The following is a 13,585-nucleotide window of genomic DNA, read 5'->3' as shown; positions in this document are numbered from 1 at the left end:
GAAAATCGCCACGCGGACTTTGCCCCGCACCCATCCCCGGAGGTCGTTTCATGGATCAACTGGTGGAAATCCGCCCTTCCGCCGTGGCCGTCGAGCGGCACAGGGTGGCGGTGATCTGCAGCTACACCATCTCGCTCGCCAATTTCCGCCTGAAGCTCCTCAAGGCCATGGTCGACAACGGGCATGAAGTGGTGGCGTTCGGCCCCGAGCGGCACGGCCCGACCATCGCCGCCCTGTCGGAGATCGGCGTCGACTTCGTGCCGATCCCGATGGCCCGCGCCGGCCTCAACCCGCTGCAGGATGCACGGACCCTGGTCGCGCTCTGGGCGCGGCTGCGCAAAACCGCACCGGACGTCGTCCTGTGCTACACGATGAAGCCGATCATCTACGGACTTATCGCGGCCAGGCTCGCCGGCATCGAGGATCGCCACGCGCTCGTCACCGGGCTGGGCTATCTCTTCAGCGAAGATGCGCGGGGCATGCGGCTTTCGGCCATGCGCGCCCTTGCCACGCGGCTCTACCGTGTCGCGCTCGGCGGCGATGGACGCGTGTTCGTCTATAATGAGGCGGATAGCCAGGACATGCGCGCGGGCCGGATGGTCGAGGACCTTTCCCGTATCGTGCCGGTGCCCGGTTCCGGGGTCGATTTCGACCACTTCCCCTCCGTTTCCGTGCCGGCCGGCGATCCCGTCTTCCTGCTCGTGGCGCGGCTTTTGCGCAACAAGGGCATCGCCGAGTTTGCCGACGCTGCCGGGCGTTTGCGCGCACGGCATCCGAATGCCCGGTTCCAAATCCTCGGGCGCTTCGATCCCGGCCCCCTCGCCGTCGCGCGACGGGATATCGACCGCTGGGTGGCCGAGGGAGCGATCGAGTATCTCGGCGAGACGGATGACGTGCGCCCCTTTCTCGCCGCCTCCACGGTCTTCGTGCTGCCGTCCTATTACCGCGAGGGCATTCCCCGCAGCATCCTGGAAGCCATGGCCACAGGCCGTGCCGTCGTCACCGCGGATACGCCGGGCTGCCGGGACACGGTGATCGACGGCGAGAACGGCTTTATCGTGCCGCCACGCGACCCGGACGCGCTCGCGGTGGCAATGGAGCGTTTCATCGAAGATCCGCTCTTGTCCTGGCAGATGGGCCGGCGCTCCCTGGAAATCGCGCGGGCGCGCTTCGACGTCGAGGCGGTGAACCGTCTTCTCCTGAAGGAGATGGGTCTCCTCGCCCCGGCCGCGTGACGATGTCAGCGGCTGCACCAGCAACGGCGATTTTTTTCTACGCGTGCTCAAGATACGCCCTCGCCTGCCGTGGATAGCTCATGGCACTCAGGGAATCGTCGCCCGTCTGCAGGCGCGGATTCACACCGTTAAGCACGGTGCCGAGGAGCGGTGCCCGGTTGAGATGCAGGCGCTGCACCGCGCTCGTCAATTCCTGCTCGGTGGTGCGGCCGAAGCGAACGACCAAAAGCACGGCGTCGACCAGCGGCGCCATCCAGTTCGCGTCTTCCGTCACGAGCGCAGGCGCGCAGTCGATGACGACGAAGTCGTAAGTCACGCGCAACCGGTCGATCAGAAGCCGCATGTCCTTCGAGCGCGTCAGCGGCCCCATTTTCCCGTGATCGAAACTGGCCGTATCGAGCCGGTCCAGTCCCTCTATCTCCGGCTCCGGCCGAATCGCCGTCGCGAGTCCGAGCGGCGTGGTGAGACCATTGCTGCCGTTCAGCGTCACCGGCAGGTCGGTTCCGCCGCCGGAGAACTGCTGACGATGCGGATCGAGGATCACGTGGATTGTCTTCAACCCATCGCAGGCGGCCGCGCGGGCAAGCCCCAGCGCGACCGTGCTCGCGCCATCGCCGGGCAGCGGCGCCGTCACGAGCATGACAGGCTTGGCCATCGCCAGCTGGGCGCGGCAGGCGAGATAGAGGGAGCGGAATGCCTCGGCCTGGATCGCACGCGGACGGCGCGCGATATCATGCGTTGCTCCCGGCTTCCACCACATCCAGCCGCGCGCGGCCGGCACGTTCGCCAGATTGGGAACCTGGATGACCTGCCGAATCCGCTGGCCCGAGGAGATCCGCGTATCCACCGCTTCCAACAGTATGGCCAGGATCACCGCCAGAACCGTCGCACCACCGATCCCCCCGGCCAGGATGCGGTCCTTCTGCGGGAAGGAGGGCTTCGTCGGCACCTCGGCCACGGAGACCACGCGCGCGCTCGGCTTGGTGATCTCCGAAAAGGGGTCCAGATCGCCCAGACGCGCGACCACGAGGTCGTGCATTTTCTGTTCGGCAACCAGATCCCGTTCAAGCTCGCGCAGCCTGATTTCGGCGACGTTGCGCTTGCGCACCATCTCCTGCATCTGCGCGATCTGAGATTCGAACTGGTCGACCCGGCCGCCGATGATCTGTTCCTCTCCCGAAAGGTCATCCAGAATGCGTTGATATTCTTGGTCGATCATGGCGTTGACGCTGTCCAATTCCGCGTCCGTGTCCACGACTTTGGGGTGGTTGGCGCCCAGATTGGCGGCATGTTGGGCCCGCTTGCGCAAAAGAACGGCCCTTTCGCTGCGCAACGTGCCGAGAAGCTGAGAATCGAGGGCGGTGCCTTCGGCCGCCTGCGTGCCGGCGAGGACGCGGCGCGCCTGCTCCTGGCGGGAACGAACCGCCGCAAGCTCGACGCGTGCAGTGGTCAATTGCGTGCTCATCTCGTCGATGCGCTTGCGCAGCAGATCGTCGCGCTCGTCGGAGGAAAGTCCGTTGACGCGGCTGAACTCGGCGATGATCCGCTCGCTCTCGGCAATCTGCTCGGCAATTTTCTCGGCTCGCTCGCGCAGGAATGCCACCGCTTCGGTCATGGCCTGCTTCTTGAGTTCGCGCGACCACTCGACATAGACATCGGCGATGGTGTTGGCGAGCATGGCTGAAAGCTCGGGATCCGGGCTGCTTACCCGGACCGTCACCGCGAAGCTCTCGCCGCTGCGCGACACCGTCATCCGCGAGACCAGGGACGAGATCGCACGATCGCGCTGGGCCGCCTGACTCGGCAATGCCCTGTCCTCGGAAAAGAAGTCGAAGGGAAGAATGCTCCCCAGCACAGCCTTTCCGGCATTCACGACGCGCTCGGGAAGGGTATCGGGGCTGTCTGGCACGCGCAGATAGGTGTTGAACCAGGGATGCTCGACCAGATTTGCCGCATCTACCACGCGCCCGACAAAGACGCGCGAGGAGATGATGTCCATTTCGGTCTCGATGGCGGCGCGATCACGCTCCTCGCTCTCGAGCTGCGTGACGGCCTCCAGCATTCTGGTATCGTTCCGTTCCAGAACCAGGGTCGAGGCTGCCGTATAGGTGTTGGCCATCGACATGACAGCGATAGCCAGAAGGAAGGCACTCACCAGAACGAATGACAGAATGAAGTACTTCCTTCGCATGACCAGGCGTATAATGTCTCTAAAGCCGATTACGCTGGACGAATGACCCGGATCGTTTTGATCCAGGAAATCAACATGGATGCCCAACCTGTTTCTGACGGTTGATTCATTCATATCTTGCCTGCTTGGAAGAAAATTGCCCATTTAACGATTAAATTGGTTACGTTTATAATGATAGTAATCAATTAGACTTAGTTGTTACTTACTGAAATTTGATATACTGGTCAAAGACTTCACGGACCGAGAACCCATGGACCACGTACATCCCTGGCCGCGAACGCCTGTGCAGCGGGCCGTGCCTGCACCGCTGGCGACCGCGCGCAAGCTGGAGCTCATTCTCGCCTGTGCGGTGGTCTTCTTTGCCCCGATGAACGTGCTGAGGCTGGAGGCGTTCTATTTCACCGCGGGCGACGCCTTCGCATGTCTTTGCCTGGCGACGATGGCGCTCAATGGAAGCATCCGTTTGAAGCCTCTCGGACCCGGAACCGGTTTCTGGATCTTCGGGCTGGTGATGATGATCGGCGCCATACTGATCAGCAGTCTGCTCGTCGGGGCCGTCGACCGGGGGCTGATCCTGGCGCTGCAGTACCTGTTCGCCTATTTCCTGCTCCCAATCATCTTCCTCGCGCGTCCCTGGGACGAGACCGCGATCCTGATGAAGGTCTTCGTGGCGTCCATGGTGGTGATGGCCGTCCACGGCGTCTACGTGGTCAATATCGTCGGTGAAACCAACACGATCTTCGTCAGCGGCAACGGCCGCCTTCAGGGGTTCGTCGAGCGGGAGAACGAGTGCGGTGCCCTGTTCGCACTGACCTTCCCCATGGTGCTCTCGATGGCGGCGATGCGCCTGATGAGAAGCATCGTCGCCATTCCCGTTCTCGCGCTTCTGGGCTACGCCGTCATGCTGACCGGTTCGAATACGGCGCTCTACGGAACATTGTTTGGCGTGGGGCTCTTTCTTTTTTCCACCTTGACGCCGAAGCGCATTCTCATCGGCGCGACCAGCCTCTTCTGCATTTGGAGCGCGCTCGGCATTCCCGCCATCCGCGACATGCTGCCAGCCGTCTTCAAGAAACGCGTTTTGAGCGGACTGGAAAGCGGCGACCTGAGCGAGGCCGGCACTTTTGCAGACAGGATGCTGTTGAACGAGGAAGCGGTTCGGCTCGGCGGAGAAGCCCTCCTGCTCGGCCACGGGGCCGATCAGTATCGCGAAGTCAGCGCCTACAACAGCCCGGTGCACAACGTCTATCTGCTCATCTGGAACGAGGGCGGACTTCCGGCCCTGATCGGATTCCTGGTGATGTTGTCGGGTGCGATCGTCACCGTGTGGATCGCCTGGCGCCGGCCCGGCGGCAGGCAAGAGGCGGTATGCGGATTTTCCGCGGTTATGCTGTTTTCCCTCCTCATCAGCGCAGCGCCGCATGTCTATGGCCGCTTCTGGCCCGTCCCGGTACTCCTCTCGCTTGCTCCGGCGGTCACCTTCCTCATTTACGGCCCGCCGCGCCAGCAATTCCGACCGCCTCGGCAAAGGCGCCGCTGACGCATCAACGAAACCGGCCTGCCCTTGCCTATGGCCGGGATGCCAGACGAGCGGGGCTGCCCGTCCGCATGCCGACGCTGTCGCCCGCGCGCTCATGGAGATACTCCTCCAGATTGGTCCAGCCGTCGCCATCATCGTCCTCCCGTCCGTCGTCGGGGTTGGTGGGATCCAGGCTCATCGCCCGTTCCCAGGTATCCGCCATCCCGTCACGGTCCGTATCGGCCGGGGCAGGTTTGGAGACCAGTTCCGGCCAGCCGCCGACCTTTTCTGGATGGGTTTTCAAGAGGCCGCCCGAGCGCGTGCGCACCGCATCGATTATCCTCAAATCGACCGCATCGCGTGTCGGCTTGGTCGCCCCGGCGCCGACAAGCACATCGTCATAGGCCTGCTGCGCCGAGGTGGCGCGCACGCCGAGCGTGGTGAACGGGGCGGAAACGACATAGCCCCGCTGAGCCTCACCGAGCACCAGATCGTCGGCCATTCCCGGCTCCGGGCGATACGTCTCGTCGATATTGCCGGCGACATAGACCTTAAACTTGCCGCCCTGCTCCTCGAACAGGTGGACAAGATGATCGTTGTTCTTGCGGGTACCGGCGATCTTGTAGTTGCCGATGACGTTCGCCTTGACCGGCGCGAGCCGATCGCTCAGCCCGATGACATATTCCCACACCGGCGAGTAGTGCACGTTGTTGACAACCTCCGTCACCATGTCGGGCTCACTCGTCTGAATCTGCGGACTGCGGAACTGGCCCAGCGCGAACAGATTGTGATGCAGGCTCAAGTTGCCGCCCTTGGTCAGCAATACGTTGCGCGCACGGTTACGCTTGTTCGGCCCGCCATTGAGCAGCGGCTCGGTGATGAAGCTCCACTGGATCGTGACGTTGGTGGCATCCTCGGAATCGATCGTCTCGTCCGATCCCCAGCTCGCCGAGATGTGGTCGACGATGATGTCCCTGGCATCCTTGCCGTAGAAGCCGAGGGCGCCGGAGCAGCAGGCCTCCTTTTCGTGCGGCCCGGGACGCAGCCGCAGATGCCGGATGATGACGTCGTGAGCGAGAATCTCCAGGGAGGGGCGCGATTGCAGCGGACCGTTGCGAATGGCGATTCCGCCGCCGGGCGCCGTCTCGCCAGCGATCGTCAGATAGGGATTGCGGACCACCAGAGATTCCTTCTCAAGCATGATCGTGCCGCTGACGCGAAAAACGCACGTGCGTGGCCCGGCCGCATCGATGCAGGCGCGCAGGGTTCCCTCCCCCTTCTCGGCCAGGCTCGTGACGAAATATACCTCCCCGCCGCGCCCACCCTTGGCGCCGGCGCCGAACCCCTCCGCCGTCGGGAAAGCACGCTGCCGGCCATCCGCCAGCCGAGGCGACAACGGCGCGATCTGATCGCCGCTCGGGTCCGACAGGGCGCCGAGGGAACGTCCGGCCAGGTGCGACAGCCCGACGGCGGAAAGATCCACCGAGTACAGAACGATTCCGGAAAGGAGCGCCAGTCCGGCGATCGCGACGAGGGTCTTCGAACGGAGGGGGCCGCGGTTCCGATTCATGGCCTGTCTCCTGCACAAACGGGTTCATGCTCGAGAATGAACGTCTCGATTTCCGACCCCTTTCCGATGCGCGACCGTACCGCGAACGTCCCGCCCTCGAGCAGTTCGAAAAATGTGCCGTGGTGCTGCGCCCCCTGTGTTCGCACCACGAGGAGCAGGCTGCCCGGCCCACGGCAGTAGGCGGCAATGTTGGCGATCGCGGCGCGAATGCGCTCGCCCGGAAAATAGCCCAGATTGAGGATGTTGGCGGCGCGCACCAGATCGAAGCGGCCGGCGAATTCGGCCGTCGGGACGAGAATGTCGTTTTCGACGAGCCTGATCTTCCGGCCCGCCAGCGCCCGGCACTCCATCCGCACCGGCAGGCTCCGCCCCTCGCCGATCCTGCGGCGCAGCCTGCCGCGCAGGGCAGAGCGGCCGAGGAGCAGCGGCACGAAGGCCAACGTAAAATAGTCGAGCCTCCGCACCCAGGCGCGCAGCGGCCTGCCGGCGATCTCGTATTGCAGCGGCCATCCCTCTTCGTCGGCCAGCACATGAAGTCCTGATGCGATTTCCACCAGATGCGCCTTGACGAAGAGATCGGTGCCGATCACCCGCGGCGCCGCGCCTGCCGCCTGGAGAAAGTCCGCCAGCTCGATGGTCGTCAGACCGCTGGAGGCGCCGATGTCCAGGACATCGCGAATGCGGTCTGCCTTCTCGCGGATAATCGGCGCGATCCGTTCCTCCACGGCCGCAAAACGCGAGGGTCGTGTCAGCTTGAAGGTGCCATTGCGCATCTTGAGGTTGGAAAAGAAGGCGCACTCGGCCTCGGGATCGATCTCGATTCCCTCAGCGGTAAAGTAGCGTCTGGCCGTCAACATCACCATGTCTGCACTCTTAGTCCCGGACCTGCCGCGTCGGCTGCGGTGCCGAGAAAGGCGGCATAGCGGCGCGCGATGGCGGCCAATGAATAGTGTTCCGCCACACGGTGCCGCGCGGCCTGTGCGCGGGCCGCGTAAGCCGCCGGGTCGAGCGCCAGCATCCTTTCCATCCCCGCCGCCAACGCCATCGGATCGGCGCGCGGAACAATCTCGCCCGTCTTGCCCACCACCATTGCGGCGTCGCCGACGTCGGTCGCCACCACCGGCTTTCCATGACTCATCGCCTCGGCGATCACGTTCGGAAAACCTTCCGTGCGCGACGAAAGGACCAGGAGGTCGATCGACCGGTAGAAGCCGGCCATATCGTCGGTCTCGCCCATCAGGATGACCGACTCCGGCGGCAGGCCGCTGTCTTTCAGCATGTTGCGCACGGCGCGGTTGTCCGCGCTCATCCCGGCGCCGACGGCCATGAAGCGGACGTCCGGGCGCTTCCGCGCCACCACGGCCGCGGCACGAAAGAAGGTGTCATGGTCCTTCTGCGGATGGAAGCGTGCGGCGATGCCGACGATCCGCGGCGCCCGCTCGATACACGACTGTGCTCCCATTGCGTCGAAGCCATTCGGAATGACTTCCATTCGGCGGTTGGAGAATCCGTATTGGCGATGCAGTTCGAGCGCGCGCGAGGAGTTATAGATGATGCCCGCGGGCAAATGCGACAGCCGCCGCGACAGGGCCAGGGCAACACGGGTGCTGCGGGAAAGGACCGCCGGATCGTCGAGCGACTGGCGGATGTTCCAGAAGACCGGCACCGGCCGGCGCGAAAGCTTCTGCGCCAACACGCCGGCGACCATGGCGTGATACATCCAGCAAAGGATTACGCGCGGCTGCTCGCGCACGATAAGCTGCGCCAGATCGCCGAGCCCGGTGATGGAACGGCCGATCGAGCGGATCTTGAGCGCCTCGCATTGCGCCCCCTCGCCCGCCAGGCGCCGGTTGCGTTCCGAGACGCCGATCAGCGATGCGACGAGCGCGCGTTCACCGGAGGCGCGCAGGAGCCGCGACAGCATCGTTTCCGCCCCGGCACTTGCCTCGTAGTTGGTAATGATGTGCATATTCATGCGCGAAGCGCCCCGGCTCTCGATGCTGTGCACGAGACACGAGGAGACCGGGCGACCCTCTTCGCCGGAGAGCTGCCCGTCTCCGTTCGCCCCGTTGACCGGCGCGCTCGTTCTGTCCCGTTCGCACGAACGCGGCCTCGGCCAAAGGTAACGCGAGGTGCCGGCGGTTAGGAGGATTAAAAACCTGACGCAAGAAGCGGCAATCCTGACAACGGCCACCATTGCCGTCCGGCGGAACGCCGTCCGCCTTCGGCACGTAAGCGGTCGCACTCAGCGCACATTTTGAAAGCGGGTTTTACGAAGCCGGCATATGCAGGCGCCGCATGACCCTTCCGGCGAAATGAAAAGGATGCCACGGAACCCCCACATATTTTGTCGGCAAAACGAAAGACGACTGCGCGAAAACCTGACGGAGGGAAGTATTAAACGGATATGCACTTCCAAATGACGTGGTCACCAACCTCCGGTAGACCTTTTTACCTACCACCAGCCACCTTTTAGCCGATACCAATCACATAGGCCGGGGTGTAGTTTTCCCGACAGCCAGGGCAATGGGATCGGAGGGGCAGAAGTCATGCGTCATTCCTCTGCACAGCATACCGGCAAGTTTCCCCCACACAAGCAAGGGTCTGCGGACCCTGTCAGGCAATTCCAGCCGACACAGGGCAAAAGCCGAACCGCTGCACGACGCGCGGGATTTCCCGCAAGCTCGTGCGGGGTTGCCCTAGCCGACCGTGGATATGGGAGCGCAAACGCGCCGAATGACGGCGGCACCATGTGTGAACCACGGGCTGAAGACATCCTCGCGGCCAAGCATTTCGCGCCTGGGCAGGCGATGCGGAGCAACATGGGGCCGTCACCACGCCGCTTGCGCGAGGGGTGGCCCCACAACGGCCCAACGGCCGACGCAAAGATTGCCGCAGCGCTGCCGAACGGCGGGCAGCACGAAACCGCCACGCAACCGGTGCAGGACGAATCCGCCTGGCTGCTTCAATCCACACGGACGGCGGTAGAGGAAGCCATCGCACAGGAACGCCTGCGCATCGCCCGCGATGTCCATGACCATGTCGGCCAGCATCTCGTCGGTATCACGCTGCGGCTGGCGGCGCTGGAATACCGTATCCAGAACCCGACGCTGCGCGCTTCACTCAGCGAACTCAGGACCATTGTCGGGCGCTTCGGCGAGGAACTCAAAGCCCTCTCCGTCGGGGAGCGCTGCGGCGTGCCGAGCGGCGCCACCCTTTTTTCCGCGCTCGAAAGACTGATCGGCGATTGGGAACGCGGGACGGGAATACGGATCGAATTCGACTGCCGAACAGGCGAAGACCTCGTGCCCAGTGAGGCCGTGGCCGAGGCGGTCTACCGGGTGGTGCAGGAGGCGCTGACGAACGTCGCGAAGCACGCATTGACCGCGAGGCGTGTGACCGTCCGCCTGACACAGCACGGCCGGACACTGCGCCTGCGCATCGAAGACGACGGTCGGGGAGCGGGTGCACCCCCCGCTGCGAACAGCCGCCGCCGCGGCGGCTGGGGGATCATCGGGATGCGCGAGCGGGTCGCCGCCCTCGGCGGCACCCTGGATGTCCGGCGCCGTGCGCAAAGGGGCATGAGCGTTCTGGCCAACATTCCGTTGGAGCTGAACTCAGAGCAGACATGGGGCCAGCGGCAATGAGCATGGATCCAATCCGCACGTTCCTCGTCGATGACCATCCAGTGGTCCTGGCCGGCGCGCGCGCGCTGATCGATGCCTCGCGCGACATCACCTGTGTCGGCGAGGCACGCACCGGCAAGGAAGCCGCACCGCTGATCGAGGAGACCGAGCCGGATGTCGTCATCCTGGACGTCTCCCTTCCGGACATCAACGGGCTCGTCCTGGCCGAGCAGCTCATGAACAACGGCTGCAAGGCGCATATCGTCATGATGACGCTCTACGAGGAGCGCACCTATGTCCAGCAGGCGCTGCGGGTGGGCGTGAAGGGTTTCGTACAGAAGCGCTCGGCCGGCCAGAACCTCCTGCTCGCCATCCGGACAGCGATGCTGGGCGGGCTGTTCCTCGATCCGCCGACCACCTGCGAGATGACGTCGTCGACCGAGCAGAACATGGCTTTGTCGAAGTCCGGCAACAATCTGGGACTGACGGCGCGTGAGCAGGAAGTCCTGCGCATGGTGGCGCTCGGCTATTCCAACAAGGAAATCGCCTGGCACACGAAGGTCAGCGTCAAATCGATCGAAACCTACAAGGCCCGCGCCGCCGAGAAGCTGAAGCTGCATTCGCGGGCGCAGATCGTCCGCTTCGCGATCACGCATGGATGGATGAACATCACCTGAGCCGCCGGGCGGGCGCCGTGCGAACCTCGGCCCGTCCGCCTGCACGGCGCAAAGGCCGGCTCAACAAGTATGAGGGCGTCGTGAAGATCGCATTCGTCCTGTCGGGGCTCGCCGCCGGCGGCGCCGAGAAGATCGTGAACCTCATCGCACATCACCGCCTCGACCGGGGCGACACGATTCGCGTCTTCGCGCTCAACGCGGCCGATCCCTGCTCCTACTTCCCCTATTCCCCGGAAATCGGCATCGAACCCCTGGGTGGACGCCGCGCCGGGAGCCTGCGCGGCGCGCGCGTTCTTGTCCAGCTTCGCAGGAGATTGGCGGCGTTCGGGCCCGATCTCGTGATCTCGTTTCTCACAAAGATCAACACGCTGACGGGGCTTACCACGCTCGGCCTTCCGTCCCGTATCGTCATGTCCGAGCGCAACAACTTCCTCCTGCAAAGGAAGAACCCCCTGTGGCGCCTTGCCGGCCCGATCGCCGCCCGCAGGTCCACCTTCCTCGTCATGCAGACGGAAGCCGCACTGACCGCTTTGCCCGCGCACCTGCGCACGCGAGCCGTTGTCATCCCCAATCCGGTCACCCTTAGGGAGGAGACCCCGCCTGCCCCTGGTGGCGAACCGGGGATCGTCGCGGTCGGGCGCCTGGAGAGACAAAAGGGGTTTGACCTCCTGATCGCGGCGTTCCGGCGTGTCGCGGACGACGTCCCCACCACAACGCTGACCATATTCGGCGAAGGACCGGAGCGGGCCGCACTCGAGCAGCAGGCGCGGGATCTCGGGCTTCGCGAACGCGTGCGCCTGCCGGGCGTGACCACCTCACCGGCCGGATGGATCCGCAGCGGAAACATCTTCGTCCTGAGTTCACGCTTCGAAGGCTTTCCCAACGTGCTGCTGGAGGCGCTGGCCGCGGGCATGGCGACCGTCGCCTTCGATTGCCCGTGGGGGCCGGCGGAAATCCTGACGGATGGTGCGGGTATTCTGGTGCCCGCCGGAGACACCGCCGGGCTTAGCGAGGCGCTGCGCCGGGTTGCCCTGGATGACACGCTCAGAAGCAGGCTGGCGGCTGCCGGTCGCGCCGTCGCGGAACGCTATTCACAATCCACCGTTCTGGCGCAGTGGGATGATGTCATCCTGCGTGCCGCCCACCTGCAGCCGGTCAGTTCCCCTGTGTACGGCGGACATACAGGACGCCGGTACCGTACCGGTCCTTGATGCCGATATCCTCGATCCGGCGGTATCCGTTGGCCTCCGCATAGGCCAGCATCGGCGCTTCGAGATCGGCGTCGAAGCCGAGAAGCAGGGCCGCCGGCGGGTCCGCCTCCAGAAGAGTGCCGATCGTCGCAGGCGAGGTCATGCGATAGAACCGGGCAAGCTCCGGCGGTGTGATCGCGGCGGTGCGGTAGGCGAAGAGGCCGGTCGCAAGCTCCGGATAGACATCCAATCCGCCCTCCAGCGGATAGACGGGCACGAGTGTGGCAACCTTGCCCTGCACCCCGGCCTCGGCGAGGCGTTCGGCAATGGCGAGACCGCCCTGATGCACGCGGTTGACGACCCAGCGGTGCGGCTGAAGTGCCGTCCCCACATATTGGGACAGCCGCGGGGTGCCGGCGGCCAACACGACCACCGTCGCAGCGAGGAGTGCGGGGAGTACCAGCTTGCGCACATCGGGATGAAGTCCGGCATAGAGCAGTGCCAGCGCCAAAGGCAGGCACACGAGCGGCGGCGCGAAATACTGTGGAAACGCCGGCGTCGGAATGAAGCTCATGAGAACACTTATGGCCGCCGCGGCCAGAACGACGACGAGCGGCGCTGAAGGCAGTCGCCATCCGCGCCGCAACGGCGCCAATTGCCATTGCGCACCGGTCAGGACCAGGGTCAGCGCCACGGTCAGCGACACGGCGATGGCGCTCGCCAGCCAGATGTCATAGGCGAGCTGCAGTTTCTCTCCAAGAGATATGGCAGCCCCCTCGCCCCCGTCCTGCCAGTAAATGGCGTGGGGACCGGTATGATAGCCGACGACATGCGCGAGAAAGCGCACCGGCTCGGTGGCCAGGTGGTAGAGAATGGGCAGACCGCCGACCAGTCCACCGGCGGCAAGCGGCAGCACGACGCGCTTGAGGCGTTCGGGAAAATATAGAGCGCGCGGAAGGAAGAAGGCCGCGACGGCAACAGGCAGGATGAACGCGACGGCGCTGATCTTGAAGACCACCGCCACGGACAGGCACAACCCGGCGGCCGCTATGAGGCCTGGCCGCGCACCTCCGTCACGCGTTCCCAGCAGAAACAGCCCCAATCCCAGGAACGAAAAGGGCAGCGGCAGAAAGTTGTTCGTCGCCGTCATGCCGGTTTCTGTCAAAAGCAGCGGATTGAGCAGGGAGAGGACGACGATACACCAGCTCACCAGACGCGAGCGCGTGAATGCATAACTGACAGCACCGATTGCGGCGGCAAAGACCAACCATCCGGCCAGGACACCGAGACGGCCGTTCATCAAGAGGTGGTCCGAGCCGGTGAGCTGCCGGACAGCGTAGAACCACCAGGCGGAACCGGGGACATGGTTGTAGAAGAAGTCCGCGTAAAGCCGTCCGTCCTCCAGCAAGCGCATCGGCGGGACGTAAAGCTCCTCGTCGCGCCGGAGCTCGTAATTCATGATCCTGAGCACCAGGGCGGAGAGCAGATAGACTGAAAGAGCCGCCAGCGCACCGTCCAGCAGCGCGGACCTCGTCTCGACCCGGTTTGCGACCAGCTTGTGCATAGCGGTTTCCTCG

General features: G+C 64.4%; 10 protein-coding genes. 5 read left to right on the top strand and 5 right to left on the bottom strand.

Going from position 1 to position 13,585, the window contains the following annotated elements; all coding sequences use genetic code 11:
• Nucleotides 1–50: 50 nt before the first annotated feature.
• Nucleotides 51–1,235, top strand: a complete 1,185-nt coding sequence (locus SIN08_RS04275; protein ID WP_322450318.1) for a glycosyltransferase family 4 protein — start codon at nt 51–53, stop codon at nt 1,233–1,235.
• Nucleotides 1,236–1,272: 37 nt separating this feature from the next.
• Here the strand turns inward: SIN08_RS04275 and SIN08_RS04270 are convergent, their stop codons facing one another.
• Nucleotides 1,273–3,426 carry a polysaccharide biosynthesis tyrosine autokinase gene (locus SIN08_RS04270; protein WP_322450317.1) on the bottom strand — a complete coding sequence of 718 codons (2,154 nt, stop codon included), beginning with the start codon at nt 3,424–3,426 and terminating at the stop codon, nt 1,273–1,275.
• 250 nt (nt 3,427–3,676) lie between these two features.
• Here SIN08_RS04270 and SIN08_RS04265 point away from each other — a divergent pair, with 250 nt between their 5' ends.
• Nucleotides 3,677–4,966 carry an O-antigen ligase family protein gene (locus SIN08_RS04265; RefSeq protein WP_322450316.1) on the top strand — a complete coding sequence of 430 codons (1,290 nt, stop codon included), beginning with the start codon at nt 3,677–3,679 and terminating at the stop codon, nt 4,964–4,966.
• A gap of 28 nt (nt 4,967–4,994) precedes the next feature.
• Here SIN08_RS04265 and SIN08_RS04260 read toward each other — a convergent pair whose 3' ends face one another.
• Genes SIN08_RS04260 through SIN08_RS04250 form a run of 3 tightly spaced genes read right to left on the bottom strand, consistent with a single transcriptional unit; the run spans nt 4,995 to nt 8,490 of the window.
• Entirely contained in the window at nt 4,995–6,515 is a 1,521-nt protein-coding gene (locus SIN08_RS04260) for a pectate lyase (protein ID WP_322450314.1), read from the bottom strand.
• On the bottom strand, nt 6,512–7,378 hold the full coding sequence (locus SIN08_RS04255) for an ATP-binding protein (protein ID WP_416208013.1): 867 nt from the start codon (nt 7,376–7,378) through the stop codon (nt 6,512–6,514). Before SIN08_RS04255 ends, SIN08_RS04260 begins: the two co-directional genes overlap by 4 nt.
• Nucleotides 7,372–8,490, bottom strand: a complete 1,119-nt coding sequence (locus tag SIN08_RS04250; protein WP_322450313.1) for a glycosyltransferase — start codon at nt 8,488–8,490, stop codon at nt 7,372–7,374. Before SIN08_RS04250 ends, SIN08_RS04255 begins: the two co-directional genes overlap by 7 nt.
• Nucleotides 8,491–9,265: 775 nt before the next feature.
• On the opposite strand from SIN08_RS04250, the gene SIN08_RS04245 reads away from it, so the two are divergent.
• The 3 genes from SIN08_RS04245 (at nt 9,266) to SIN08_RS04235 (ending at nt 12,029) form a co-directional block, all read left to right on the top strand.
• Nucleotides 9,266–10,162, top strand: a complete 897-nt coding sequence (locus tag SIN08_RS04245; RefSeq protein WP_322450311.1) for a sensor histidine kinase — start codon at nt 9,266–9,268, stop codon at nt 10,160–10,162.
• The gene (locus SIN08_RS04240) at nt 10,159–10,818 is read left to right on the top strand and encodes a response regulator transcription factor (protein ID WP_322450310.1); all 660 of its coding nucleotides are present in this window, start codon (nt 10,159–10,161) and stop codon (nt 10,816–10,818) included. The genes SIN08_RS04245 and SIN08_RS04240 overlap by 4 nt, the downstream gene beginning before the upstream one ends.
• Before the next feature lie 80 nt (nt 10,819–10,898).
• Nucleotides 10,899–12,029, top strand: coding sequence for a glycosyltransferase family 4 protein (locus SIN08_RS04235; protein WP_322450309.1), 1,131 nt, complete (start codon nt 10,899–10,901; stop codon nt 12,027–12,029).
• On the opposite strand, the gene SIN08_RS04230 is transcribed toward SIN08_RS04235, so the two are convergent.
• A complete protein-coding gene (locus tag SIN08_RS04230) occupies nt 11,974–13,572 on the bottom strand; it encodes a hypothetical protein (protein WP_322450307.1) in 1,599 nt (532 codons plus the stop codon). The two genes, SIN08_RS04235 and SIN08_RS04230, sit on opposite strands and share 56 nt — an antisense overlap.
• Nucleotides 13,573–13,585: the final 13 nt, after the last annotated feature.

The sequence above is a fragment of the Chelativorans sp. M5D2P16 genome (assembly GCF_034427935.1).
In the GTDB taxonomy this organism is placed as follows: Bacteria; Pseudomonadota; Alphaproteobacteria; order Rhizobiales; family Rhizobiaceae; genus Chelativorans.
The sequence above is the reverse complement of the archived record's forward strand: the minus strand, read 5'-3'. Positions and strand labels throughout refer to the sequence as shown.

What these genes read in the sequence shown, in the direction of transcription:
- SIN08_RS04275 (WP_322450318.1), top strand. Translation starts at nt 51, where the DNA reads ATGGATCAACTGGTGGAAATCCGCCCTTCCGCCGTGGCCGTCGAGCGG.
- SIN08_RS04270 (WP_322450317.1), bottom strand. Translation starts at nt 3,426, where the DNA reads ATGCGAAGGAAGTACTTCATTCTGTCATTCGTTCTGGTGAGTGCCTTC.
- SIN08_RS04265 (WP_322450316.1), top strand. Translation starts at nt 3,677, where the DNA reads ATGGACCACGTACATCCCTGGCCGCGAACGCCTGTGCAGCGGGCCGTG.
- SIN08_RS04260 (WP_322450314.1), bottom strand. Translation starts at nt 6,515, where the DNA reads ATGAATCGGAACCGCGGCCCCCTCCGTTCGAAGACCCTCGTCGCGATC.
- SIN08_RS04255 (WP_416208013.1), bottom strand. Translation starts at nt 7,378, where the DNA reads ATGGTGATGTTGACGGCCAGACGCTACTTTACCGCTGAGGGAATCGAG.
- SIN08_RS04250 (WP_322450313.1), bottom strand. Translation starts at nt 8,490, where the DNA reads ATGAATATGCACATCATTACCAACTACGAGGCAAGTGCCGGGGCGGAA.
- SIN08_RS04245 (WP_322450311.1), top strand. Translation starts at nt 9,266, where the DNA reads ATGTGTGAACCACGGGCTGAAGACATCCTCGCGGCCAAGCATTTCGCG.
- SIN08_RS04240 (WP_322450310.1), top strand. Translation starts at nt 10,159, where the DNA reads ATGAGCATGGATCCAATCCGCACGTTCCTCGTCGATGACCATCCAGTG.
- SIN08_RS04230 (WP_322450307.1), bottom strand. Translation starts at nt 13,572, where the DNA reads ATGCACAAGCTGGTCGCAAACCGGGTCGAGACGAGGTCCGCGCTGCTG.